The sequence below is a fragment of the Xanthomonas sp. CFBP 8151 genome, from assembly GCF_011761885.1.
GTDB classification, from domain to species: domain Bacteria; phylum Pseudomonadota; class Gammaproteobacteria; order Xanthomonadales; family Xanthomonadaceae; genus Xanthomonas; species Xanthomonas arboricola_B.
This window is the reverse complement of the sequence record NZ_JAASQZ010000003.1, coordinates 134,992-160,349: the sequence shown is the minus strand read 5'-3', so window position 1 is coordinate 160,349 and position 25,358 is coordinate 134,992. Positions and strand designations below refer to the sequence as shown.

Sequence of the window (25,358 nt, the reverse complement as noted above, 5' to 3'; positions counted from 1 at the left end):
GCTCAGCCTGCCACCCGCGCGCGCGCCAGCGCGGCGATATCGCGCGGTGTGGTGCGGCAGCAACCGCCGATCAGCCGCGCGCCGGCCGCCAGCCACTGCGCATGCTGATCGGCCAGGGTGCATGCGACCGTGCTGCCGGCGTGCCACTGTTTCGCGTCGGCATCGTAGTGCTCGCCAGAATTGGGATACACCACCAGCGGCAGTGCCGTCAGCGCTGACAGCGTCTGCAACGCGGCGGTGACCTGATCCAGCGCGATGCAGTTGACACCCACCGCGATCACCTGCGCGCAGGCATCCAGCGCAGGCACGACTTGCGTCAGCGCGGTGCCATCGCTCAAGTGCGCCGCATCGCACAAGGTGAACGAAAACCACGCATGCAGGTGCGGAAATTCCTCCAGCAGCAGGCGCAGCGCGGCGATCTCGTTGGCCGACGGCAGCGTCTCGCAGGCCAGCACATCCACCCCCGCCTCGGCCAACGCGGCGATGCGCGGGCGATGGAAGTCCAACAGTTGCGCCAGCGGCAGGGCGTAATCGCCGCGGTATTCCGAGCCATCGGCCAGGTACGCGCCATACGGCCCGACCGACCCGGCCACCCATAACGGCGCGTCCTGCGGTCGCGTCTGCAAATGATCGGCACGCGCCTGCGCGGCCAGGGCCACGCTGCGTGCGATCAGCGCCTGCGATTGCGCCAGGTCCAGCCCGCGCGCGGCAAAGCCCAGCGGCGTGGCCTGGTAGCTGGCGGTGATGGCGCACTGCGCGCCGGCAGCGAAATAGTCGCGATGCACCTGATAGATCAGCTCCGGCTGCTCCATCAGCACGCGCGCCGACCACAGCGCATCGTTGAGATTGCAGCCGCGCTGCTCCAGTTCGGTGGCGAGCGCGCCATCCAGCAGCACGTAGCCGTCATGCTGCAGCGCCTGGCTGAAAGGCGCACCGGCGCGCGGCTGGCGCGGAAGAATCGTCATGCGGGTTGCCTCCTGCTCGCAAGCCATTGGGTGAGTGCGTAGGCGCCGTAGCACAGCGCCACAAACGGGATGCCGCACCACAGCGCAATGCGCTGCTGCGGATCGAATGCCAGCCCGATGCAGGCCAGCAGACAGAGTGCAAAACCCAGTAGCGGTGTCCACGGATACCACGGCGCGCGATAGGCCAGGCTCTCCGGCGCGATGCCATCGCGCAGCAACTGGCGACGGAAACGATAGTGCGAGGCGCAGATGCTCAACCACACCACCACCACCGCAAAGCCGGACACCGTCGAAATCGCCACGAACACGGTGTCTGCCGCGTAGACGCCGGTGAGCAGCGCCAACAGGCCGCCCAACATGCTCAGTACCAAGGCCGGCAACGGGATGCCGCGACGGGTCAGGCGTGCCAGCCGCGCCGGCAGCGTGCCTTCGTTGGCCAGCGACCACAGCATGCGCGCGGCCGCATACAGGCCGGAATTGGCCGCCGACAGGATCGCGGTCAGGATCACCGCATTCAACACATCGGCCGCATACGGGATGCCCAGCAACGCGAACGCGCGCACGAACGGGCTGGTGTCCACGGCTGCCTGCTCGGCCGGCAGCAACGCGGCCAGCACCAGCACGGTGCCGACGAACAGCACCACCAGCCGCACCAGCGTGGTGCGGATCGCCAGCGGAATCGCACGCGCCGGCTGCGCGGTTTCGCCAGCGGCCACACCGATCAACTCGGTGCCGGAGAAGGCGAAGTTCACTGCCACCATCGTCATCAGGATCGGCAGCGTGCCTTGCGCGAACCAGCCGTCGGCGCGCAGGTGGCGCAGTCCGGGTGCCGGCGACCCATCGGCCAACGGCAGCACGCCGATCACCGCCGCCCCGCCAAGCACGATGAACAGCACAATCGTGATCACCTTGATCAGCGAGAACCAGAATTCGCCTTCGGCAAACCAGCGCGCCGACACCGTGTTCAAGCCGAAGATCAGCGCGCAGAACAACAGGCACCACGGCCATGCCGGTGTGTGCGGAAACCAGTACTGCATGCAGAACGCCGCCGCGGTCAGGCTCGAGCCCAGCGCCACCGTCCAGGTCAGCCAGTACAACCACGCCACCACGTACCCGGTGGCCGGGCCGAGATACCGCGCGGCATACACATGGAAGGCGCCGGTCTGCGGCATCGCCACCGCCAACTCGCCCAGGCACTGCATCACCAGGTACACCACCAGCGCGCCGATCAGATAGGCGATCACCGTGCCGAGCGCGCCGGTGCTGGCGATGATGTAACCCGTGTTGAAGAACAACCCGGTGCCGATCACGCCGCCCAGCGACAACATCACCAGATGGCGCACCTGCATGCTGCGCTGGAACTGCGGTGCGGCGGTGGACGACGGCTCGGGCATCGGCGTGTCTGATCGGTGGCAACGCATCCTGCCATGCGCAGCCAGGCGAGCGCAGCCATGCGATGACTAGCCGTGACGGTGCACCGGCGTGCAACGACCCGCGGGTATGCTTGCGTGCTGCTCATCCGGAAGGTCGCCATGCCGCACGCCCTGCAACCACCCATGCATGCGAAGACGTATTGCTCGACCAGCGCGGTGTTGCCCACACGCGCACCGCGTAGCACCGCCGCTGCGCGCCACGCATCGGCGCTCGCCGACAGTTTCGGCGCGTCGCAGCAGATGCCGCAGCGCTTGCGAGGTGCCGCATGAAGCTCGCCGGCATCCACCACGTGGCGATCATCGCCGGCGACTACGCGGTGTCCAAACGGTTCTACTGCGACATCCTGGGCCTGCGGGTGCTCGATGAGCATTACCGGCAGGCGCGCGATTCCTGGAAGCTGGACCTGGCATTGCCCGATGGCGGCCAGATCGAGCTGTTCTCGTTTCCCGCCGCACCGCTGCGCCCCAGCCGCCCGGAAGCGCGCGGCCTGCGCCATCTCGCCTTCCGCGTCGAGGATCTGGACGCGGCCGTGGCGCATCTCACTGCGCACGGCGTGGCCACCGAAGACATCCGCATCGACGAGTACACCGGCCTCCGCTTCACCTTCTTCGCCGACCCGGATGACCTGCCGCTGGAGTTGTACGAAGTGGGTTAGGCCAAGACCTGTGGAGCATCGACGCCTGTCGACGACAGGCCTGAGGCAGGTTGAAAGCGATCCGCGCGGCATGCAGGGGCTGTCGATGCGGACCTCAAGATCGGCAGTATTCGGCCGCTGTCACCCGCTGCAGTCACCGGAGGCACGGACGCACACAGCTCGTGGCCTCATTGCGCGCCCTCCAATTGAACGCTGCATCTTTCCGCCACCATACTCCACGGTATACATTCCGGTCAGGCCGTCGACGGCGGCCACAGCAATCCCTGGGAGGGGACACATGCGCAAGACCTTCAAGACCCTGATGCTGGCCCTGCCGCTGGCCGCCGCTTCGCTGCTGGCCCAGGCCGCCGATTCCCCGGTGGGCCGCTGGAAGACCATCGACGACGAAACCGGCAAGCCCAAGTCGGTGGTGCAGATCGAACAGCTCGGCAACGGCACGCTGAGCGGCAAGGTGGTCGACATCCTGCAGTCCAACCATGGGCCCAACCCGACCTGCGACAAGTGCGATGGCCCGCTCAAGGGCAAGCCGATCAAGGGCATGACCATCCTGTGGGGCCTCAAGCCCGACGGCACCGCGGTGTGGAGCGGCGGCTCGGTGCTCGACCCGGCCAAGGGCAAGACCTACAAGGCCAAGATCACCCTGACCGACGGCGGCAAGAAGCTGCAGATGCGCGGCTATGTCGGCATCGAAGCGTTGGGCCGTACTCAGACCTGGATTCGCGAATAGGTCACGAATCAGGAATCGGGATTGGGGAATCGGTAAGAGCAGGCGCCCGTGAGGGCGCCTTTTTTGCGTGTGTCCATCCTGACGCTACATGCGCGGCCAAAACACCTGCGCGCCTCGACAACACGGCAGCATGACCCTGCTTTGACCGATTCCCCAATCCCGATCCCCCATTCCCAGCCCCAATCCCGGCTCCCGACTAATGCGATAATCGGCTGTCCCCCGCATTACGCCTGCCATGACCCGCACCGCACTCGTCACCACCGCCCTGCCCTACGCCAACGGGCCGCTGCATCTTGGCCATCTGGTCGGCTATATCCAGGCCGATATCTGGGTGCGCGCGCGCCGGCTGCGCGGCGACAAGACCTGGTTCGTCTGCGCCGACGACACCCACGGCACGCCGATCATGCTCGCCGCCGAAAAGGCCGGGGTGACCCCGGAAGCCTTCATCGCCAACATCCAGGCAAGCCATGAGCGCGATTTCGCCGCGTTCGGGGTGACCTTCGATCATTACGATTCGACCAATTCACCGGTCAATCGCGAACTTACCGAGGCCTTCTACACCAGGCTGGAGGCCGCCGGTCACATCAGCCGTCGCTCGGTGGCGCAGTTCTACGACCCGGCCAAGGGCATGTTCCTGCCGGATCGCTACATCAAGGGCGTCTGCCCCAATTGCGGCAGCGCCGACCAGTACGGCGACAACTGCGAGGTCTGCGGCGCCACCTACGCGCCGACCGAGCTGAAAGACCCCAAGTCGGTGATCTCCGGCGCCACGCCGGAGCTGCGCGACTCGGAGCATTTTTTCTTCGAAGTGGGCCATTTCGACGGCTTCCTGCGGCAGTGGCTGGCCGGCGATGTGGCACTGCCCGGCGTCAAGGCCAAGCTGAGGGAATGGCTGGACACCGAAGGCGGCCTGCGCGCCTGGGACATCTCGCGCGATGCGCCGTATTTCGGCTTCCAGATTCCCGGCCAGCCGGGGAAGTATTTCTACGTGTGGCTGGACGCGCCGATCGGCTACCTGTGCAGCTTCAAGACGCTGTGCGCGCAGATGGGCGAGGATTTCCAAGCGCATCTGGCCGCCGGCACGCAGACCGAACTGCATCACTTCATCGGCAAGGACATCGTCAATTTCCACGGCCTGTTCTGGCCGGCGGTACTGCACGGCACCGGCCATCGCGCGCCGACCCGGCTGCACGTCAACGGCTACCTCACCGTGGACGGCGCCAAGATGTCCAAGTCGCGCGGCACCTTCGTGATGGCGCGGACCTTCCTGGACGTGGGCCTGGAACCGGAGGCGCTGCGCTACTACTTCGCGGCCAAATCCTCCGGCGGCGTGGACGATCTGGACCTGAATCTGGGCGATTTCATCGCGCGGGTGAACGCCGATCTGGTCGGCAAGTTCGTCAACCTGGCCAGCCGCTGCGCCGGCTTCATCGGCAAGCGCTTCGACGGCAAGCTGGCCGACGCCCTGCCCGACCCGGCGCAGTACGACCGCTTCGTCGCCGCGCTGGCGCCGATCCGCGAGGCCTACGAGCGCAACGATGCGGCCAGCGCGATCCGCCAGACCATGGCGCTGGCCGACGAGGCCAACAAGTACATCGACGACACCAAGCCGTGGGTGATCGCCAAGCAGGACGGTGCCGATGCGCAACTGCAATCGGTGTGCACGCAGGGCCTGAACCTGTTCCGGATCCTGGTGGCCGCACTCAAGCCGATCCTGCCGCGCACCTGTGCCGAGGCCGAAGCCTTCCTGTCGGCACCGATGACCAGCTGGGACGACGTCGCCCGCCCGCTGACCGCGCACGTGATCCAGCCCTACACCGCCCTGTTCACCCGTATCGACCCCAAACTGATCGACGCCATGACCGACGCTTCAAAAGACACCATGACCGCACCCGCGGCACCCGCTGTCGCTACCGCCAAGCCCGCCCCGTCCAAGGCCGAGACGAAACCGGCGGCCGTTGCCAATCCTCAATCCCCAACCGCCACTGCCAGCCTCATCGGCATCGACGACTTCGCCAAGCTCGACCTGCGCATCGGCAAGGTGCTGGCATGCGAATTCGTGGAAGGCTCGGACAAGCTGCTGCGCTTCGAACTGGATGCCGGCGAACTGGGCAAGCGCCAGATCTTCTCGGGCATCCGCGCCAGCTATGGCGAGCCGGAAACGCTGGTCGGCCGCAGCGTGGTGTTCATCGCCAACCTGGCCCCACGCAAGATGCGCTTCGGCATCAGCGAAGGCATGATCCTATCTGCCGGCTTCGACGGCGGCGCGCTGGCCCTGCTGGACGCCGATGGTGGTGCGCAGCCGGGGATGCCGGTGCGGTGAATCGGGAATCGGGAATCGGGAATCGGGAATCGTGGAAGCTACAGCTGGTTGTTGAGGGAGACCTGACACGAGTGCCTGGCCCGTCACCTCATCCGCCCCTGCGGGCACCTTCTCCCGACGGGAGAAGGCAAGCGCCAGACGACCGCTTCTAACCAATCCCCAATCCCCAATCCCCCTCGCGGCTCCCCAATCCCCGCTCCCATGCACCTGGCCCTGTTCGACTTCGACCACACCATCACCACCTGCGATAGCTATGCGCGCTTCCTGCGCAAGGTAGCCACGCCCGCGCAGCTGGCGTCGGCAAAGTGGCAGGTCGGTCCCTGGGTGCTGGGCTATCGGCTGGGCCTGGTATCGGCCGCCGCGCTGCGTGCGCGCGTGACGCGCATGGTGTTTTGCGGCCGTGCGCTGGACGAGATGATTGCGCATGGCACGGACTACGCACGCAGCGCACTGCCAGGCGTACTGCGTGCAGAGATGATGCAACGCATCGACTGGCACCAGGCGCAGGGGCATGAAGTGGTGCTGGTGTCCGGCTCGCTGGACCTGTATCTGCAGCCGTGGTGCGCCCAGCATGACCTGTCGTTGATCTGCAACAAGTTGGAACACCACGCCGGCGTGCTGAGCGGGCGCTATGCGGATGGCGATTGCGGTCCGCACAAGGCCGCACAGATCCGCCTGCGCTACGACCTGTCGCACTACGAATGCGTGCATGCCTACGGCGATAGCCGCGAGGACAAGCCGATGCTGGCGCTGGCGCAGCAGCGCTGGTATCGCGGCAACCTGCTGCACTGACATGCACATCGCGACGCCTGCCTCATCGCCCGATCTGGTCGAACGCCTCGACCGCCTGCTGCCGCAGACCCAGTGCGGCCAGTGCGGTTACGACGGCTGTCGCCCGTATGCGCAAGCCATGGCCAAGGGCCTGGCCGACGTCGATCACTGCCCGCCCGGCGGCGACGCCGGGGCACGCGCGTTGGCGCACGTGCTGCAGCGTCCTGCACGCCCGTACGACCGCAGCCGTGGCAGCCACACGCCGCCGCAGGTGGCCTGGATCGTGGAGGCCGACTGCATCGGCTGCACCAAATGCATCCAGGCCTGCCCGGTGGACGCCATCGTCGGCGGCGCCAAGCACATGCATACGGTGATCGCCGCGCTGTGCACCGGTTGCGAGCTGTGCCTGCCGGCCTGCCCGGTGGACTGCATCGCGCTGCATCCAGGCGGCTGAAACGCTGGCGAGTCGGCATGCAGCATCCGACCCAGCGCCGGCCAGGGTTGCGCGCATCGCACCGCGACGCCATCCATGACCAATGGCATCGGCCGCGAATGACGCCCTGTTTGTCGGGAACGTCCTGACGCGTCCGGCGCATCCGTGCTGCGGATGCGCTCGTATTGGTAGGCACTCCATCGAGGAATCCGCCGATGCGCCCACTCGCCGCCGCCCTTGCCGCGCTCGCCACCGTCTGCCGGCCGATTCCGCCGTTGTTGCTGCTGGTGCTGGGCGGCCTGCCGCTGAGTGCGGCTGCGGTCACCCGTGTGGATGGCGATGCCTTCGATGGCGACAGCGGCGCGCTGCGCTATCGCGAGGCGCACTGGCTGCTCGACGATGGCGGACGCGTGGTGCTGTATCGCTGCCCGGACGGGCGCCCGTTTGCGCGCAAGCTGATCGATGGCGGCGGCAGCTCGCCCGACTTCAGCCTGATCGACGGCCGCGATGGCTATCGCCAGGGCGTGCGGCAACGCAACGGCGTGCGCGAGATGTTCCAGCAGGAGCCCGGCAAGGCCGAGCAGCGCACGCCACTGCCGGCCGACGACGGCCCGCGCGTGATCGATGCCGGCTTCGATGCCTACCTGCGCAACAACTGGGAGGCGCTCGCCAGCGCGCCGCAACGCGTGGAGTTCGTGCTGCCCAGCCTGCAACGCCAGCTGGCGTTCCGTGTCGAGCGCATCGGCGATAGCGGCGGCGAGCGCCGGTTTCGCTTGAGCCTGGATGCCTGGTACGGCGCGGCGGTGCCCTCGCTCGAAGTGCGTTATGCCATCGCCGACAAGCGTCTGCTGCAATTCCGTGGCGTGGGCAATCTGCGCGACGACCACGGCCGCTATCCGCATGTTCGCATCGTTTTTCCGGACACCGCTGCGCGTGCCGTCGGCGCCGATGAGCTGCGCCAGGCGCGCGAGCAGCCGCTGGCCAGGAGTTGCAGCGCCCCGTGACCCAGACACCTGACATCTTCACGTTCGACCACACGCGGTTGCGTACAACGGCCCGGTCATCCCTTTCCCCTACAGGACCATCGCCATGGCCAAGGCCTACCTCTGGATCAACGCAGTGCTCTACGTCGTCCTGGCGATCTGGTGCACGCTCTCGCCGGCCAAGACCGCCAATGCCGTGGGTTACACCCAGCTCTCGCCGGCCGGGCAATCGGAATACCTGGTCATCTACGGCGGCCTGCAGCTGGGCATGGCGTTCCTGTTCGGCTACTTCGCATGGATCGATCAACCGCGCACCGGCCTGCTGGTCGCACTCGCGTTCTACGTGCCGATCGTGCTGTTCCGCAGCGTCTCGCTGGCGCGCCTGTGGCCGGTCTCCGCACCCACGGTGGCATTGGCAGGGGTCGAGATCCTGTTGCTGCTCGCGGCAGTGCTACTGTGGTATCAGCGGAAGTGAAGGACAGCATCAGCACAGTCCGGTAGCATCGCCCTCACCTCAAAAAACGCCCGACCGCATGAGTGCCATCCCTGGCCACGACGACGATGAAGCCGGACGACTGCTGACCGCCACCGCGGGCGGCGACCGGCATGCTTTCGAGGCGCTGTACCGGCAGACCTCACCCAAACTGTTCGGCGTTTGCCTGCGCATGATCCCGCAACGTGCCGAAGCCGAAGAGGTGCTGCAGGACGTGTTCACACTGATCTGGCACAAGGCCGGGCAGTTCGATCCCACCCGTGCACGCGGGCTCACCTGGTTGGCGATGATCGCGCGCAACAAGGCCATCGACCATCTGCGCGCCAATGCACCGCAACGCCGCAATGTGGCGCTGGACGATGCCGGCGAATTGCGCGCCAGCGATGCCTCGCCGCTGGAGCGCACCGAGCGCGCCAGCACGCGCCGCCGCATCGACCATTGCCTGGCCGAGCTGGAGCCGCCGCGCAGCGAATTGATCCGCACCGCGTTTTTCGACGGCATCACCTACGAAGAACTCGCCGCGCGCACCGACACACCGATCGGCACGGTCAAAAGCTGGATCCGCCGCGGCCTGGCCAAACTCAAGGCATGTCTGGAACGATGAGCACGCCCTTTCCCATCGACCAGGAACCGCCGCGCGACGTGCTGGCCGGCGAATACGTGCTGGGCCTGCTCAGCAACGACCAGCGTCTGGCTGCCGAACAACGCGTCGCCACCGACGGCCAGTTCGCCCAGGCAGTGACGCAGTGGCAGGACCATCTTGCGCCGTTGCTGGACGAGATCGCCGCAGTGACGCCGCCCGGCCAGGTCTGGGCACGCATCCGCCAGACGCTGGGCTTCGATGCACCGTTGCACGCGGTAACCTCCGCGCCGTCGGCAAGTCCACCAAAGACAGCGGTGTGGAACAGCGTGCGGTTCTGGCGCTGGGCAAGCGCCGGTGGCCTGGCCACTGCTGCAGTGTGCGTGCTGGCGCTGTTGAACCTGCGCACGCCGCCGGCACCGGTGCAGCCGCCGCCGGGCACCGGTCCGGTGGTGCAGACACCGGTCACGCCGCCTGCGACCACCGCGCCAGCGACCGGCATCGCGATGACCTCCACGCTGGCCACCGAAGACGGCCGCCCCGGCTACGTCGCCTTGATGGATGCCGACAAGCACACCATCACGGTGACGCCGCTGGACCGCACTGCCACCGCCGACAAGGTGCCCGAGTTGTGGCTGATCACGCCGGACGGCAAGGCGCATTCGATGGGTACCTTCGACGACCAGCGTGCACGCCGCGCGCAGATTCCCGATCAGCTGATGCCCATGCTCAGCAACGAGGCCATTCTGGCCGTCACGCTGGAGCCGCCAGGCGGCGCACCGGACGGCATTGCCACTGGCACCGTGGTGGCCAAGGGCGGCATCAGCACACTGGCAATGGCGCCCTGACCCGGCACGCCCTGACGCCGCCTGCGACCACGTCGCAGGCGGCGGCTTTCGGGCGACAGCCTCATCCGCGTCAACCCTGGCTTGCACCGTTGAATGTGTGCGCAGTTGCGCGATTCGTTCGCACCGGCACGCCAAGTGCGCGCACGCATGCGACGATCAAACGGGCTGGTGCATCTGTTTGCCGGCTGCGTTCGTAAAGGGTCACGACTACACACGGAGAACCATGCGTGCCGAGTACTGGCTTTGACCCACATGCCGCGCCGCCACAGCCTGCCAACACCCGTCGGCGTGGGTGGCTCGCAGCACGCACCGGCAGTCTGCGTCGTTGGGTGGATTCGCAAACCGACGAGCCGCTGGACGAAGCACGCGCAGACCGTATCGACTGGCTGCGTGCCCTGCCTTTCATCGCACTGCATCTGGCTTGCCTGGCGGTGTTGTGGGTCGGTGCGTCCTGGTTCGCAGTCGGCATGGCGGTGGCCTTGTACGCGCTGCGCATGTTCGCGCTGACCGGGTTCTATCACCGCTACTTCTCGCACCGTGCCTTCAAGACCTCGCGCGTGCTGCAGTTCGTGTTCGCGGCCATCGGTGCCACCTGTGTGCAACGCGGGCCGCTGTGGTGGGCCGCGCATCATCGCAACCATCATCGCCATACCGACACCGGCCGCGACCCGCATTCGCCGGCGCAGCACGGCTTCTGGTGGAGCCACACTGGCTGGTTCCTGACCCCGCGCAACTTCCGCACCGATTGGGAGGTCATCCCCGACCTGCGTCGCTTTGCCGAGCTGCGCTTTCTGGACCGCTTCGACATCGTGATGCCGGTGCTGCTGGCAACGGGGTTGTATCTGCTCGGCGACTGGCTGGCGGTCGCCGCGCCCGCGTTGAAGACCGACGGTGCGCAGCTGCTGGTGTGGGGCTTTGTGATCTCCACCGTGGCCTTGTTCCATGCCACCTTCACCATCAATTCGCTGGCACACCGCTTCGGCAGCCGGCGCTTTGAGACGCGCGACGACAGCCGCAACAACTGGCTGCTAGCATTGCTCACCTTCGGCGAAGGTTGGCACAACAACCATCATTTCTTTCCCGGCTCCGCGCGTCAGGGACTGCGCTGGTGGGAGTACGACCTCACCTGGTACGGACTCACCGCGATGTCGTGGGTGGGATTGGTGTGGGATCTCAAGCCGATGCCGAAATCGCTCACGCAACGTGCCGAGCGGGTGAGCCGATGAGCGAGGGCAGGATTGCCGTGGTCGGCAGCGGGATCGCCGGCCTGGGCGCAGCATGGCTGTTGTCGCGCCGCTACGAGGTCACCTTGTTTGAGGCCGCCGATTATCTTGGCGGGCATACGCATACGCACGACATCCAGCTGGACGGCCAACGCTATGCGGTGGACAGCGGTTTCATCGTGTTCAACCCGCAGCACTATCCGCTGCTCACGCGCATGTTCGCCGAGCTGGACGTGGCCGCACAGCCAACCACCATGAGCTTCTCGGTGCACGATGCGCGCAGTGGGCTCGAATACAACGCCGGCAGCCTGGGGGGACTGTTCTGCCAGCGCAGCAATCTGCTCAGCCCGCGCTTCTGGGGCATGCTCGCCGACCTGCGCCGCTTCTATCGGCACGCACCTGCGGTGCTGCACACCGAGGAGCGCTTCAGCACGCTGGGTGCGTATCTGCAGCGGCATGGGTATTCGGCGGCGTTTCGCGATCAGCACCTGGTGCCGATGGCTTCGGCGTTGTGGTCATCGCCCTCGCAGCGCATCCTTGAATTTCCAATGGGCCAGCTGATCGGCTTCATGGCCAATCACCACATGCTGCAACTCAGCGGGCGTCCACAGTGGCAGGTAGTGCGTGGCGGGTCCAACAGCTACGTGCGCGCGCTGCGTCGACGCTGGCAGGTGCTCGAACGCCTGTCCACGCCGGTGCATGCGATCCGGCGCTTGCCCCACGGCGTGCTGCTCAGTTCCCTGCGTGGCGAGGAGCACTTCGACAACGTGGTACTGGCCTGCCATGCCGACGATGCACTGGCCTTGCTCAGCGACGCCACAGCGGCCGAGCAGCAGGTTCTGGGCGGCATCACTTACCAGGACAACGACACCGTCCTGCACACCGACGCCAGCGTGCTGCCACGCGATCGCCGCGCCTGGGCTGCTTGGAATGCGCATGTGCCGGCTGACCCGCAGGCGCCGTGCACGGTGAGTTACTGGATGAACGCCCTGCAGTCGATCGATGCGCCGCAGCCGTTCATCGTCAGCCTCAATCGCGACCACGACATCGCCCCGGACAAGGTGCTGCGGCGCATGCGCTACCGCCATCCGGTACAAAACGCGGCCGCTCTCGCCGCGCAGATGCGCAAGGCCGACATCCAGGGCATACAGCGCACCTGGTTTGCCGGCGCGGCTTGGGGCTTCGGCTTCCATGAGGATGGCCTGCGCAGCGGCGTGGAAGTGGCCCGTGGCTTGGGAGTGGACTGGTGATGCAGCTGCTGCGCGAAGCCAGCCCCGATGCGGTACCGCTGCCTCCGGACAAAGACAGCGATAGCGGCAGCGTGGCGGACGCGGTGCATAGCGCGATCTACACCGGCTGGGTGCGGCACCGTCGGTTTGCGCCCAAGCCGCTGGCATTTCGCTACCGGCTGTTCCTGATGTATCTGGATCTGTCCGAGCTGGACCGGGTGTTTGCGCAACGCTGGCTGTGGTCGGTGGGGCGCGCCAATCTGGCGCAGTTCCGGCGCAGCGACTACCTCGGCGACCCGGATATCCCACTGGACCAGGCCGTGCGCGATTGCGTGCAGACCCACACCGGCGAGCGCCCCGATGGCGCGATCCGCCTGCTTACGCATCTGCGCTACTTCGGCCATGTGTTCAATCCGGTCAGCTTCTACTATTGCTTCGATCGCCACGGTGGCCTGCGCTGGATCGTTGCGGAAATCACCAATACGCCCTGGCGGCAGCGCCATGCCTATGTGCTGCCGGTCGCGCAGGCGCGCACGCATCGCCACGTGCATGCCTGGCGCTTCGACAAGTGCTTCCATGTGTCGCCCTTCTTGGGCATGCAACACCGGTACGACTGGCGTTTCAGCGTGCCGGACGCGCAGTTGCGCGTGCACATGGAGGTGCTGGATGCACCTGGCGGCGACGCGCCGGCTGGCAATCCTGAGGCTGATGGCGCGCACGGCAATTGCGGCGCGTGCCGCTTCGATGCCACCTTGGTCCTGCAACGCCAGCCGCTCAACGCGCGCACGCTGGCGCGCACGCTGCTGGCCTACCCCTTGATGACCGTGCAGGTGGTGCTGGCCATCCACTGGCAGGCCCTGCGCCTTTGGTTGCGCGGCAACCCGGTCCACGATCATCCTCATCCGCCTGTGCGAGAACCCCGATGAACGCCACGTCCCTGCCCGACACCGCTGCGCCGCGCGCCGCTTCCTGGACGGACCGCCTGCTGCGCAAGCGCCTGCTGGCCACGCTGGGCGAACTGCGCGATGGACAGTTGCAACTGCACGAAGCCGACGGTGTCACCACCCTCGGCAGCGCCAATGGTGCGGATGCGCTGCAGATGCAGTTGCGCGTCATCGACCCCGGCTTCTATCGCCAGGCCGCACTCAACGGCAGCGTCGGTGCCGGCGAGTCGTACATGGACGGGCAGTGGCAATGCGACGATCTGGTCGCGTTGATGCGCCTGCTGCTGCGCAATCGCGAGCGCCTGGATGCGATGGAAACCGGCTCCGCGCGCCTGGGCGGCTGGGCGATGCGCAGCCTGCATGCATTCGCACGCAATACCCGCAGCGGCAGCCGGCGCAACATCGCCGCGCACTACGATCTGGGCAACCCGTTGTTCCGCCTGTTTCTCGACGAGAACCTGATGTATTCCTCGGCGATCTTCGTCCAGGGCGAAGAAGCCCAGGGCGAGGCCGCACTGGAGCGCGCAGCCACGCGCAAGCTCGAACGCATCTGCCAGAAACTGCGGCTTGGCCCGCAGCACCACGTGGTGGAAATCGGCACCGGCTGGGGCGGCTTCGCGCTGCACGCCGCACGCGAGCACGGCTGCCGCGTCACCACCACCACCATTTCGCGCGAGCAGTTCGAACTGGCGACCCAACGCGTCGCCGCGGCCGGCCTGAGCGACCGGGTCACCGTGGTGTTGCGCGACTATCGCGATCTGGACGGCCGCTACGACCGGGTGGTGTCGATCGAGATGATCGAGGCGATCGGCCACCAGTATCTGGACACCTATTTCGCCAAGGTCGGCAGCCTGCTGGCCGACGATGGCGAGGCGCTGATCCAGGCCATCACCATCGAAGACCATCGCTATGCGCAGGCGCTGCGCTCGGTGGACTTCATCAAGCGGCATATCTTCCCCGGCAGCTTCATTCCGTCGGTGGCGGCGATGACCGGCGCGATCGCACGCGCCAGCGACCTGCGCCTGTTCAACCTGGAAGACATCGGGCCAAGCTATGCGTTGACGCTGCGTGCCTGGCGGCAGCGCTTCATGGCGCAGCTGGCGCAGGTCCGCGCGCTCGGCTACGACGAACGCTTCATCCGCATGTGGGAGTTCTATCTGGCCTATTGCGAAGCCGGCTTCCTGGAGCGCTCGATCGGCGATGTGCATCTATGGCTGAGCAAGCCGGGTGCACGCCCGCCGCAGTTCGTGCCCGGCCTTCCCGTTGACGCATGAAGCAGCTCGGCAACTATCTGGGCCTGCAGGTGCTATGGCTGGTGGCCGTCAGCGCCGCTGCGCAGGCGCGCATCTGGCCCGCCCTGCTGGTGCTGGCACTGTTCGCGCTGTATCAGCTATGGCCGTCGCGGCGTGCGCCTGGCGACCTGCAATTGCTGGTCGCCGCGCTGTCGCTGGGCTTGCTGCTGGACACCACGCTGGCCGCCGCAGGCTGGGTGCGTTATGCCGCGCCGTGGCCGGGCACCTTGCTGGCGCCGGCCTGGATCCTGGCGCTGTGGCTGGGCTTTGCGCTCACGCTCAATCATTCGCTGGCGCCGGTGATGCGGCGCCCGTGGCTGGCGGTGCTGCTGGGCACGATCTTCGGGCCGTTTTCGTACTGGTTGGCGCAACGCAGCTGGCAGGCGGTGCAATTCCAGCCACCGCAGCTACATGCCGTGGTTGCGGTCGGCATCGGTTGGGGCGTGGCCTGCGGCATGTTGTCGCTGTATGCACGCCGCCTGGCACGACCATCGCCTGCACACCTGAGGGGAGAACTGCAATGAATGCCTGGCCGCTGCTACATGTGGGCGTGTTTGCGAGCGTGGTGATGGTGATCGGCTGGCTGTGGCAACGCCGCAGCGGCAATGCCGGCCCGGTCGATGTGCTGTGGGCCGCGTGTCTGGCGGTGGCGGCGCCGTATTGCGCGTGGATGTCCGATGGCGCGTTGCTGCCGCGTGTGCTGGTGGGCGTGCTCGGCGGTGTCTGGGGCGCGCGCCTGGCGTTGCATCTGGGCGTGCGCGTGTTCGGCGACCCGCACGAAGATGGCCGTTATCGCGCCCTGCGCGAGCACTGGAACGGCGACCAACGCAAATTCCTGGGCTTCTTCCTGGCGCAGGCGGTGGTCGTGGTGCTGTTTTGTGTGCCGTTTCTGGCCGCTGCCAGCAACCCGACTCCGGACTGGAGCGTGTGGAGCACGCTGGCGATTGCGGTGTGGTTGATCGCGGTCGGTGGCGAAGCCCTGGCCGATAGGCAACTGTCTGCGCACAAGGCCAACCCGGCCAACCGCGGCGTCACCTGCCGCAGCGGGTTGTGGCGGTACTCGCGCCATCCCAACTACTTCTTCGAGTTCGTGCACTGGTTCGCCTATCTGGCGCTGGCCGTCGGTGCCGGGCCGTGGCCGCTTGCCCTGGCTGCGCTGGGGCCGGTGGTGATGTTCGTATTCCTGTATCGCTTCACCGGCATTCCCTACACCGAGCAGCAGGCACTGCGCTCGCGTGGTGAGGACTATGCGCAGTATCAGCGCAGCACCAGTGCGTTTTTTCCACTTCCCCCTTCGTCCTGAGTCGCCTGGAGAGTCGTATGTCCACCGTTACCGTTCCGCCCTCCTCGCTGCCCGAAGAATCCTTCGCCACCCGGCTGGCCGAATCCGGCGTGCTGCCCGACGCCGCACTGCGTTACGGCATCCGCCGGCTGTGCGCGCAGCGCCTGCGCGATGAGCGCACCGGCGGTGCCGACGCCAGCGGCGAACGCCAACGCACCTTCATCGACAGCCTGCGTGCCAGCGCCATCGCGATCGAAACCGATGCCGCCAATCGCCAGCACTACGAACTGCCGCCGCAGTTTTTCACCCTGTGCCTGGGCGGCCGGCTCAAGTACAGCAGCTGCTACTGGGACGCCACCACGCCGGATCTGGATGCGGCCGAAGAACGCATGCTGGCGCTGTACGGTGAGCGCGCCGAACTGGCCGACGGCCAACGTATTCTCGAGCTGGGCTGCGGCTGGGGCTCATTGACCCTGTGGATGGCCGAGCGCTATCCCGGCGCCGCCATCACCGCGGTGTCCAACTCGCGTCCGCAGCGCGCGCACATCCTGGAGCAGTGCCGGGTGCGCGGATTGAACAACGTGCAGGTCATCACCGCCGACGTCAACGCGCTGGCGCTGCCGCCGGGCAACTTCGACCGCGTGGTGTCGGTGGAGATGTTCGAGCACATGCGTAATTACCGCGAGCTGCTGGCGCGTGTCGGCAGTTGGCTGGCGCCGGGCGGCAAGCTGTTCGTGCACATCTTCTGTCACCGCGACCTGGCCTACCCGTTCGAAGTGGCAGGCGAAGACAACTGGATGGGACGGCATTTCTTCACCGGTGGGCTGATGCCGGCGGCCGACACCCTGCTGCATTTTCAGCAGGACGTGGTCATCGAACAGCGCTGGGTGCTGTCTGGCGAGCATTACGAAAAAACCGCCAACGCCTGGCTGGAAAATCAAGACCGCCACCGCGAGCAGATCATGCCGCTATTGCGGCAGACCTATGGCGACGATGCGCAGCGCTGGTGGCAGCGCTGGCGGATGTTCTGGCTGGCCTGCGCCGAGCTGTTCGGTTACGACCAGGGTCGCGAATGGGGCGTGGCGCATTACCGCTTCGTCAAACGCTGATTGCGGCACGCGCGCGCGTCGAAACGACAAGGCGGCCCACACGAGTGGAGCCCGATATGTCGGCGTTCCACTCATGGGGTGCGCCGACGAGCGCGCTGGCGATCCTGCCAAGCCGACCCGCGATCAGCTTTCGCCACTGTCTTTCAGACAACGCCGCGATGCATGTCCGAGCGCATGCGCGCAGATGACACGGCGTCGGCGCGCGATCGAGCCGCGCTCCGCGCGCCGCCCTGCGATCAGCTCGCCGCAGCGGTGATCACGATTTCCACCTTCCACTCCGGCCGCGCCAATTTGGCTTCGACCGTGGCGCGCGCGGGGGTGAAGCCGTGCGGCACCCATTCGTCCCAGGCCTTGTTCATGCCGTCGAAATCGGCGATGTCGGCCAGGAAGATTTCCGCGCGCAGGATCTTGGTCTTGTCGCTGGCGGCCTGCGCGAGCAGCTTGTCGATTTCGCCCAGCACCTGGCGGGTCTGCCCGGTGATGTCTTGGCTGGTGTCTTCGGCAATCTGGCCGGCCAGGTAGCACACGCCGCCATGGACGGTCATTTCCGACATCCGCGGACCCGCATCGAATCGCTGCACCATTTCAGACTTCCTCCGGTTGGTTGACCGGGGCATTGTCCCGCGAATGCGGCAAACGTGCAGCCCCGGCGCGCACGTGCTGCGCCAACCACGCCCCCACCCGCACCATCCAGGCCACGATCAACACGATGGCGCTCTTCTGGCTGACGCCCAGCGGCGCGCGGGTGACCGTGACGTGGAACAGCAATACCGCAAACGCGCTCAGGCCCAGGCCGAACGCAGTGGCGAAGTGGCCTTGCCACATCCGGTCGCGGCGGAAGTACCAGGACTGCAGCAACACCGCCGCAATCACGCACAGAAACGTCATGTCGGCCGAGAGCAAATGCACCAGCATGGCCGCGTCGGGCGCCAGCTCCGGCATCCAGCTATCGCCGATCGACACCATGCTCAGGCCCACCGCCGCCGCCAGGAACAGCGCCACCACGGTGCGGCTGCGCGCGGGCGGTGCAAGTGCCGTCTGCAGGCCCAGCGCCATCCACGCCATCGCGGCAGCCAACACGCAATAGGCCGTGCGCAACAGCAGGCCGTAGGCCCCGTGCAGATATGCGCTCAATTGTGCGTCGATCCAGTCCAGATCACCGCGCAGCCATTGCAGCAGCAGAATCAAGGCGATGAAGGCCAGGCCCGTGCAGGCGGCCACTGCGCCGGCCTGCCCGGCCCGGCGTGGCGGGCACGACGTCCCGGCTGGCATCGCGTTGCCATTGCAGTATCGATCATCCATCAACAGTCTGCCTCTGTTGCAACGGTCATGGTGTCCATGTCGGTCTGCTGCGGCACGTGGGCGCAGCGATGCCCTATGATGCGCGCGGCCGTCCTGCGCCGACACCTGTCGGCGCGACCGAACCCTGCGTTCACCTCATTCGGCACCCACGCGATCACCCTGCATGTACCTTGACACCGACCGGCCCATGCAGACCAACCACCCGCGCGGCACATCCCGTGCATGCGCCCCTCTTCCCCTCCAGCAGATCCCGTTTCCCTCATGACGGATACTTCCGTGTCTTCCCAAGCGCCGACCAGCGGGTGGCGCCGCGCCTTGCCGGTGATCGTCAGCCTGGCGATCCTGGCGATGGCGCTGCACGCGCTGTCGGCGCAGTTCACCGACCATGGCTATCGGCAGATCCGCCAGGCCTTCCGTGCCTTGGGGGTCGGCCAGATCGCACTCACCTTGTTGCTGGGCTTGAGCAGCTACGCCTGCCTGGTGGGCTTCGACTGGGTCGGGCTCAAGCGCACCGGCAAGCGGCTGCATCCGGCGCGCGTGGGCATCACCGCCTTCATGGCGCACGCGGTGGGACAGACGCTGGGGTTTGCCGCACTCACCGGCGGCGCGGTCCGCCTGCGCGGCTATGGCAGCGTCGGGCTGACCCTGGCCGAGATCGGCCAGGTGGTGCTGATGAGCACGCTGGGCTTCATCTTCGGCGCCTGGGTGCTGCTTGGCTTGGCGCTGCTGCTGGAACCGGAAGCGGCTGCGCGTGCGTTGCCGATCACCGCGCAAGGCATCCGCATCGCCGGCATCGCCTTGCTGGTCGGCTACGTCGTGATGCTGGGACTGGTCGGCAGACAGGGCCGCGAATTCGGGATCCGCAGTCATCGCTTCTGGCTGCCCGACCGCACCACGGTGCTGGGCGTGACCGCACTCAGCGTGGTCGAGCTGGGCCTGGCGGCCGCCGCGTTCTACGTGCTGCTGCCGCCGGCCCCGGGCACCGGCTACTTCGGTTTTATCGGGATCTGGTTGGTGGCGGTGGTCGCCGGCTTGATCTCCACCGTACCGGCCGGACTGGGCGTGTTCGAGTGGAGCCTGCTCAAGCTGCTGCCGCATGTCACCCCCGCCGCGGTGCTGGCCGCCGCGCTGGCCTACCGGGTCACCTACTACATCGTGCCGCTGCTGATCTCGGTGGCGATGGCGGCAGCCTCCGGCCTGGGCGCACCGGTGCGCGCCAGCGCCAGCACCGCACGCACGGTATGGAAGGCCTTGCGCCCGTGGTTGCCGCAGATCCTGGCGCTGGCGGTGTTTGCGGTGGGTGCGGCGCTGGTCATCGACGGCACCTTGCCCACTCCGCGCGCGCGCCAGGAAGTGGCGCCGCTGCCACTGATCGAAACCTCGCATCTGCTGGTCAGCCTGGGCGGCATGGTGCTGCTGCTGATCGGCCAGGGCCTGCAACGTCGCAGCCATGCGGCCTGGGTGCTGGCGCTGGGCGTGTGCATCCTGCTGCCGCCGCTGTCGCTGTTGCGCGGCAGCCATATCTCGGTGTCGTTGTCGGCGGCGCTGGCCGCAGTGGCGCTGTGGGCGGCACGCCGCGAGTTCTACCGCCAGGGCGCGCTGCTGGACGAAGCCTGGTCATGGCGCTGGCTGAGCAACCTCGGCCTGGTGCTGGTGGCCACGTTCTGGCTGCTGTTCTTCGTCTACAGCCACGTCGAATACAGCAACGACCTGTGGTGGGAATTCGCCACCTCGGCCAATGCCCCGCGTGCGCTGCGCGCGGCGCTGATCCTGTGCGTGGGCGTGATCGTGTTCGGCATGGCGCGCCTGCTGCGTGGCGGCCGCCGCCCGATGCCGTCCGCCGATGCGCAGACCCTGCAGACGCTGGCGCCGATCCTGGCCATTAGTACTGACACCCAGGCCTGCCTGGCGCTGACCGGCGACAAGGCCTTCCTGCTCGATGAGCAGGGCCGCGGGTTTGTGATGATGCAGCGTTACGGCGGCTCGCTGATCTCGATGGGCGACCCGGTCGGCCCGCCGGAGGTCGCACGCGCACTGATCTGGCGCTTCCGCGAAGAGGCCGACCATATGGGCCTGCGCCCGGTGTTCTACCAGGTCGGCGAAAAATACTGGCAGACCTACCTCGATATGGGCCTGACCCTGGTCAAACTGGGCGAAGAGGCGATCGTGCCGCTGGAAGGCTTCACCCTCGAGGGCCGCGACCGCGCCGATCTGCGCCAGGCCTGGAACCGCGGCAAGCGCGGCGGCCTGACCTTCCGCATGCTGCAGCCCGAACAGGTGGATGCGGTACTGCCGCGTCTGTCCGACGTGTCCGAACAATGGCTGGAAGAAAAGTCCGGCGAAGAAAAAGGCTTCTCGCTGGGCAGCTTCGATGCGGACTATCTGCGCCGCTTCCCGGTGGCAGTGGCCGAGGCGGAAGGCGAAATCGTGGCCTTCGCCAATGTGTGGTGGGCGCCGGCCGGCGGCGAGCTGTCGGTGGACCTGATGCGGCACAGCGCGCAGGCACCCAAGGGCACGATGGATTTCCTGTTCATCGAGCTGTTCCTGTGGGGGCAAGCCAACGGTTATACGCGCTTCTCGCTGGGCATGGCGCCACTGTCGGGCCTGGCCGAGCATCGCCTGGCCGGCCGCTGGAACCGCTTCGCCAGCCTGGTCGCACGTCATGGCGAACGCTTCTATGGCTTCAGCGGCCTGCGCCGCTTCAAGTCGAAATTCGCCCCGACCTGGCGCCCGCGCTATCTGGTCGCGCCCGGCGGCATGCATCTGCCGGCGGCGCTGCTGGATGTCACCCGATTGATCTCGGTGGAGCCGGGCCGGCAGGAGTAAGGCCACACCGGAGCTACGGTTTTTATGCGAATGCTTCGCTCTGTTGCGGGCGCTTGCACGCGTCCCTGAAGGCATTGCTTGCCGATCAGCGCTAGCAATCTTGGGAGCGTGGTGCCGCGTCCGGGGGCGGGACCGTGTGGCGGCATGGATGCCGCCACCGAGCCTCCGGGAATGGATTTACGGCGTGTCCCTCCACTGGATGCGGCGCCGCGCTGCCGACCGACTCCGCACACCTGGCAATCTTGTGCAAGACCTCTGCCGGTTCCATGCGAATGCTTCGGTCTACTGAGGGCGCTTGCACGCGTACCGGTGTGGGACACGCCGCAAGTACGTCCGTGTAGGCTCTGGCGCGGCATCCATGCCGCTCAAGGTCCCACGCCGGCACCCGCGCAAGCACCACCGGTTGTTGTCGGTTGCGGAAAGAAATGCGAACAGCGAGATGAGCTGCACGTTCTTCCGGGCATCCATTCCTGGCGGCGTGACAGCAGATGGATGACTTACCGATTACATCGGCCACGAGGTCCGCAGGCATCAACACCTGCTTGAAGCATTGCTTGCCGATCAGCAGTAGCAATCTTGGGAGCGTGGTGCCGCGTCCGGGGGCGGGACCGTGTGGCGGCATGGATGCCGCCACCGAGCCTCCACGGATGGATTCACGGCGTGTCCCGACGCCGGATGCGGCGCCGCGCTGCCGATCGACTCCGCACACCGATCAATCTTCTGCACGACATCTAGAGTTTCCATGCGAGTGCTTAGGTCTCCTGCGGGCGCTTGCACGCATACCGGCACGGGACACGCCGCAAGTACGTCCATGTAGGCTCTGGCGCGGCATCCATGCCGCTCAAGGTCCCACGCCGGTACGCGCGCAAGCACCACCGGTTATTGTCGGTTGCGGAAAGAAATGCCGCGGGCCTGCCGGGCTGCTGGGGGCCGAACCGAACGGCGACATGCCGCGCTTGCTTACGGCTTCGACAGCGCGTGCAGCTGCTCCATGATCACCTTGGACAGGGTCGCGTAATCGCCCTTGAAGTGGTGATCACCCGGCAGCGCGACCCGCTTGGCCGCCTGTGCCGGCAGGCTTGGGCAGAGCGCGTCCTGGTCGTCCTGGCCGTAGATGCACACGGTGGTGCCGGCGGGCAGCCGCTGCACTTCCGGCGCGATCGGCAGGCCTTCGTCGTCCGAGCCCAGCCAGTTGCTGACGTGGAATTCGTAATCGGCCAGCTTGCCCACCGACAACAGCGCGGTCATGCGCAGGTTCTGCTTGGTCTGCGCCGGCAGCTTGTTGATCGCGGCAGGCAACACATCCGCGCCCTGCGAGAAGCCGATCAGCACCACCCGCTGACGTTGCCAGCGCTGCGCATAGAAACGTGCGATGCGATCCAGATCGGTGGCAAAGCCCTGCGGTGTGCGCTCGGTCCAGAAGTAACGCAGCGAATCCAGGCCGACCACCGGGATGCCTTGCGCGGCCAGGGCATCGGCCACCTCTTCGTCCAGGCCTGCCCAGCCACCGTCGCCGGAGACGAAGATCACGAAGGTGTCGTCGTCGCTGTCGCCATCGGGCTTGGCCGGCAGTTCCACCACCGGCAGATCTTCCAGCCCGCCCGGCGGTGGCGGCAGCGCCACGCCCTTCTGCTCGCCCAGCGAGCGTGCCGCCGCGCGCAGGCCCGGCAGGATGTCGCCCTGCGCCGAACGCGTGAACGTGCGCGCCTGCGGCACCTGCTTGAGGAAGCCGTCCTCGGCCGCGGCCGGGCAACGCTTGTCCTGGCTGCCGGCAAGCACCCAGGGAATCTGCAACGGCACCGGCAGCAGCGTGTTGCTGCCCGGACGCACGCCCGGCTGGCAGATCGCCTGGTCGGACACCGTCGCCGGGCACAGCCCATCGGTCAGCACGCCGGCCAGCACATGCGGCTTGGCTTGCGCCGCGATCGCATAGGCCAGGGCGGCCCCTTCGCCGTCGCCGACCAGCAGCGGCAGGCGGTAGGTGGGGATATGGTAGAAGGCCTGCACATAGCGCGAGAAATTCTCCACATCGCCGACCGAGAACGTGCAGGTACCGCCGGCCTTGCGCAGCACCGCATACAGATGCGCGGTATCCACCATCGCCACCAGCGCACCCTCGGCACGCAGGCCTTCCGCCTGGGTCTGGCGCTTGACGTTGTTGCCGGTGCCGGTCAGCCAGATCACCACACGCTGCGGCTCGCCCTTGGGCATCAGCACCGGCACCTGCTCGAAGCGGCCGTGGCTCACCGGTTGCGTGGTCTGCGCAGTGGCCATGCTCGATAGCGTCAACACCACCACACCGCAGAGCGCGCTCCACATCTCAAGTCGTCGCATGTCGCACCATCGGGAAAAGTGGTTCAAAGATAATCGGTCCAGGCGGCTGCGCGAAGCGCGGCGCTTCGCTTATCGCGCATGTGCTCGCTGACGCGCTTCCCAGGCGGCCAACGCCTGCCGGTAGCGCGCCAGCTCCCCCGCGTACAGATCGTGCACGCACAACGGGCAACCGCTTTCGCAGCACTCGTTGGGAGCAGGCGCCTCAGGCGGCTGCGGGCGTGGATCGTGATCGGAAGCTGCGCGGTCGTGCATGCGCGCATTGTAGCGTGCGCCATGGCAGCGCCTGGATGAACCACAGCGCGCAGCGTGCCAGGTCAGCGCCCCAGTCGCCGGCGCAGATTGGCCCGTGCCGCAGCGTCGTAGCACGCATGGAAGTGGTCGCTCAGGAAGATGCGTGGACGCTCGAGCAGGCCGGCCAGAAACCGCCTGCGGTTGAGCCGGAACAGCAGGCTGGGGACATGCCCACGGTACTCGGCGGCAATGCCCTCGTCATAGGCATCGAACACCGCTGCCGGTGCGGCCAGGATCGCCATGTCGCAATCCAGGAACAACGCCGCGTCGGCATCCACGTCCGCTGGTTGCAGCTGTCCGTGGCGTGCGGTCAGCAGAATCAGGCGCTGTACGCGCTGCAGATCCACCGACGCCTGCGGCCACCAGCGCGGGATGCAGTCCGCCGCCCACTTGGCGGATTCCGCTTCGTTGTCGCTACGCCCGGGCCGATACACCGCATCGTGAAACAGCACCGCCAGCCAGACCTCGACCGGCTGCTGCCAGCCCGGCCCGGCGTCGACCTCGGCGTAATGGTGCAGCAGCGCACGCACATGGCCGAAGTGATGATAGGCGCGCGGCGGCGTGGCATAGGCCTGTTCGAGCGCGGCCAGGTGCTGGGGCTGCAATGGCAGCGGTGTGGTGAGGGCGTCCATGCGCGCAGGCTACCGCGTACGCATCTGTCAGCACATCATCGCAGCGCCCACTGCCCCTCGATCCGGTAGCGCGACTGACCCAGAAAGCTGCGCACCAGCGCGAACTCGCGTACCGTCCAGGCCAGCGCATCGCAGCGCCGTTGCGGCAACGACTGGTTGCAATACAGCAGCGTCATGTGCGGCGTGTACTGCGCATCGCCGGCAATGCCCGCATGCGCCAGTTGCCGGCCCAGCGCGCCCTGCAATTCGTACAACCCGCGCACCTTGTCTTCGCCACGCAACACGCATGGCAGCTGCGAGCGCCGTCCACCGAAGGTGCCAACCCGATCGAATTCCACCTCGAACGCATCCAGCACCACGCGCTCGGCTGCCTGGCTGGCGCGGCTCACCAACGATGGCGGCAAGCCGCCTGCGTAATCGCCCAGATGATGCAAGGTCACATGCAAGCGTTCGCGCGCCAGCGGCTTGCCGTCAACATGACCACTGTGCAGCAGCCCATCGGCGATCGCCGAAGCGTGTTGGGCGGTGGTCGCATCTGCCATGACCGCAAAGAACAGGCGCTCGGTGGTCTTCTCCTCACCAAGGCCCAGCGACAACTGTGCTTCGGCAGAAGACAGGTACAGGAACTGCTGTTTCATGGGCTGATGCCGCGACCGCGTACGCGGCCCTGCCGGAAGAAGGG

At 66.9% G+C, this 25,358-nt stretch carries 25 protein-coding genes; 17 read left to right on the top strand and 8 right to left on the bottom strand.

From position 1 onward, the window contains the following. Positions 1–2 precede the first annotated feature (2 nt). Positions 3–965 (bottom strand): homocysteine S-methyltransferase, encoded by a 963-nt coding sequence (mmuM, locus tag FHT08_RS14875; RefSeq protein WP_166775552.1) that lies wholly within the window; start codon positions 963–965, stop codon positions 3–5. Next, on the bottom strand, positions 962–2,359 hold the full coding sequence (gene mmuP, locus FHT08_RS14870) for an S-methylmethionine permease (protein ID WP_104538136.1): 1,398 nt from the start codon (positions 2,357–2,359) through the stop codon (positions 962–964). Before mmuP ends, mmuM begins: the two co-directional genes overlap by 4 nt. Positions 2,360–2,664: 305 nt before the next feature. Between mmuP and FHT08_RS14865 the strand changes: the two genes are divergently transcribed. The 16 genes from FHT08_RS14865 (at position 2,665) to FHT08_RS14790 (ending at position 17,291) form a co-directional block, all read left to right on the top strand. After that, positions 2,665–3,054: a VOC family protein gene (locus tag FHT08_RS14865; RefSeq protein WP_104538137.1), complete on the top strand. Its 390-nt coding sequence runs from the start codon at positions 2,665–2,667 to the stop codon at positions 3,052–3,054. A 277-nt stretch (positions 3,055–3,331) separates the two neighbouring features. Further along, the gene (locus FHT08_RS14860) at positions 3,332–3,781 is read left to right on the top strand and encodes a DUF2147 domain-containing protein (RefSeq protein WP_104538138.1); all 450 of its coding nucleotides are present in this window, start codon (positions 3,332–3,334) and stop codon (positions 3,779–3,781) included. 235 nt (positions 3,782–4,016) lie between these two features. After that, positions 4,017–6,104 carry a methionine--tRNA ligase gene (gene metG, locus FHT08_RS14855; RefSeq protein ID WP_104538139.1) on the top strand — a complete coding sequence of 696 codons (2,088 nt, stop codon included), beginning with the start codon at positions 4,017–4,019 and terminating at the stop codon, positions 6,102–6,104. A 201-nt stretch (positions 6,105–6,305) separates the two neighbouring features. Further along, on the top strand, positions 6,306–6,896 hold the full coding sequence (locus FHT08_RS14850) for an HAD family hydrolase (RefSeq protein ID WP_104538140.1): 591 nt from the start codon (positions 6,306–6,308) through the stop codon (positions 6,894–6,896). A gap of 1 nt (position 6,897) precedes the next feature. Further along, complete coding sequence (gene rnfB, locus FHT08_RS14845; protein ID WP_104538141.1) at positions 6,898–7,329, top strand: Rnf electron transport complex subunit RnfB; 432 nt, start codon at positions 6,898–6,900, stop codon at positions 7,327–7,329. A gap of 194 nt (positions 7,330–7,523) precedes the next feature. Continuing rightward, complete coding sequence (locus FHT08_RS14840) at positions 7,524–8,312, top strand: hypothetical protein (RefSeq protein ID WP_166775551.1); 789 nt, start codon at positions 7,524–7,526, stop codon at positions 8,310–8,312. An 85-nt stretch (positions 8,313–8,397) separates the two neighbouring features. Then, complete coding sequence (locus FHT08_RS14835; protein ID WP_104538143.1) at positions 8,398–8,766, top strand: DUF4345 family protein; 369 nt, start codon at positions 8,398–8,400, stop codon at positions 8,764–8,766. 58 nt (positions 8,767–8,824) lie between these two features. Continuing rightward, the gene (locus FHT08_RS14830; RefSeq protein WP_104538144.1) at positions 8,825–9,388 is read left to right on the top strand and encodes a sigma-70 family RNA polymerase sigma factor; all 564 of its coding nucleotides are present in this window, start codon (positions 8,825–8,827) and stop codon (positions 9,386–9,388) included. After that, a complete protein-coding gene (locus tag FHT08_RS14825) occupies positions 9,385–10,212 on the top strand; it encodes an anti-sigma factor (RefSeq protein ID WP_166775550.1) in 828 nt (275 codons plus the stop codon). The genes FHT08_RS14830 and FHT08_RS14825 overlap by 4 nt, the downstream gene beginning before the upstream one ends. Before the next feature lie 227 nt (positions 10,213–10,439). Next, on the top strand, positions 10,440–11,438 hold the full coding sequence (locus FHT08_RS14820; protein WP_104538146.1) for a fatty acid desaturase: 999 nt from the start codon (positions 10,440–10,442) through the stop codon (positions 11,436–11,438). Next, a complete protein-coding gene (locus tag FHT08_RS14815) occupies positions 11,435–12,685 on the top strand; it encodes an FAD-dependent oxidoreductase (protein WP_166775549.1) in 1,251 nt (416 codons plus the stop codon). The genes FHT08_RS14820 and FHT08_RS14815 overlap by 4 nt, the downstream gene beginning before the upstream one ends. Then, a complete protein-coding gene (locus tag FHT08_RS14810; protein WP_166775891.1) occupies positions 12,685–13,590 on the top strand; it encodes a DUF1365 domain-containing protein in 906 nt (301 codons plus the stop codon). The genes FHT08_RS14815 and FHT08_RS14810 overlap by 1 nt, the downstream gene beginning before the upstream one ends. After that, complete coding sequence (locus FHT08_RS14805; RefSeq protein WP_104538149.1) at positions 13,587–14,882, top strand: cyclopropane-fatty-acyl-phospholipid synthase family protein; 1,296 nt, start codon at positions 13,587–13,589, stop codon at positions 14,880–14,882. The genes FHT08_RS14810 and FHT08_RS14805 overlap by 4 nt, the downstream gene beginning before the upstream one ends. Next, positions 14,879–15,424 (top strand): DUF2878 domain-containing protein, encoded by a 546-nt coding sequence (locus FHT08_RS14800; RefSeq protein WP_166775548.1) that lies wholly within the window; start codon positions 14,879–14,881, stop codon positions 15,422–15,424. The genes FHT08_RS14805 and FHT08_RS14800 overlap by 4 nt, the downstream gene beginning before the upstream one ends. Then, entirely contained in the window at positions 15,421–16,203 is a 783-nt protein-coding gene (locus FHT08_RS14795; RefSeq protein WP_104538151.1) for a DUF1295 domain-containing protein, read from the top strand. Before FHT08_RS14800 ends, FHT08_RS14795 begins: the two co-directional genes overlap by 4 nt. 17 nt (positions 16,204–16,220) lie before the next feature. After that, the gene (locus FHT08_RS14790) at positions 16,221–17,291 is read left to right on the top strand and encodes a cyclopropane-fatty-acyl-phospholipid synthase family protein (RefSeq protein ID WP_104538152.1); all 1,071 of its coding nucleotides are present in this window, start codon (positions 16,221–16,223) and stop codon (positions 17,289–17,291) included. Positions 17,292–17,527: 236 nt separating this feature from the next. Here the strand turns inward: FHT08_RS14790 and FHT08_RS14785 are convergent, their stop codons facing one another. Together FHT08_RS14785 and FHT08_RS14780 are read right to left on the bottom strand one after the other, a co-directional pair. After that, on the bottom strand, positions 17,528–17,875 hold the full coding sequence (locus tag FHT08_RS14785) for a RidA family protein (RefSeq protein WP_166775547.1): 348 nt from the start codon (positions 17,873–17,875) through the stop codon (positions 17,528–17,530). Position 17,876: 1 nt separating this feature from the next. Continuing rightward, positions 17,877–18,593: a DUF998 domain-containing protein gene (locus FHT08_RS14780; protein ID WP_166775546.1), complete on the bottom strand. Its 717-nt coding sequence runs from the start codon at positions 18,591–18,593 to the stop codon at positions 17,877–17,879. 261 nt (positions 18,594–18,854) lie between these two features. Between FHT08_RS14780 and mprF the strand changes: the two genes are divergently transcribed. After that, positions 18,855–21,419 carry a bifunctional lysylphosphatidylglycerol flippase/synthetase MprF gene (gene mprF / locus FHT08_RS14775; RefSeq protein WP_104538155.1) on the top strand — a complete coding sequence of 855 codons (2,565 nt, stop codon included), beginning with the start codon at positions 18,855–18,857 and terminating at the stop codon, positions 21,417–21,419. A gap of 960 nt (positions 21,420–22,379) precedes the next feature. Here mprF and FHT08_RS14770 read toward each other — a convergent pair. The 4 genes from FHT08_RS14770 to FHT08_RS14755 form a co-directional block, all read right to left on the bottom strand. Next, complete coding sequence (locus FHT08_RS14770; RefSeq protein ID WP_166775545.1) at positions 22,380–23,753, bottom strand: virulence factor family protein; 1,374 nt, start codon at positions 23,751–23,753, stop codon at positions 22,380–22,382. Positions 23,754–23,822: 69 nt separating this feature from the next. Further along, positions 23,823–24,005, bottom strand: coding sequence for an oxidoreductase-like domain-containing protein (locus FHT08_RS14765; RefSeq protein WP_166775544.1), 183 nt, complete (start codon positions 24,003–24,005; stop codon positions 23,823–23,825). Positions 24,006–24,067: 62 nt separating this feature from the next. Further along, on the bottom strand, positions 24,068–24,676 hold the full coding sequence (locus FHT08_RS14760; protein ID WP_104538158.1) for a hypothetical protein: 609 nt from the start codon (positions 24,674–24,676) through the stop codon (positions 24,068–24,070). 35 nt (positions 24,677–24,711) lie between these two features. Beyond that, on the bottom strand, positions 24,712–25,314 hold the full coding sequence (locus FHT08_RS14755; protein ID WP_166775543.1) for a 2'-5' RNA ligase family protein: 603 nt from the start codon (positions 25,312–25,314) through the stop codon (positions 24,712–24,714). Positions 25,315–25,358 lie beyond the last annotated feature (44 nt).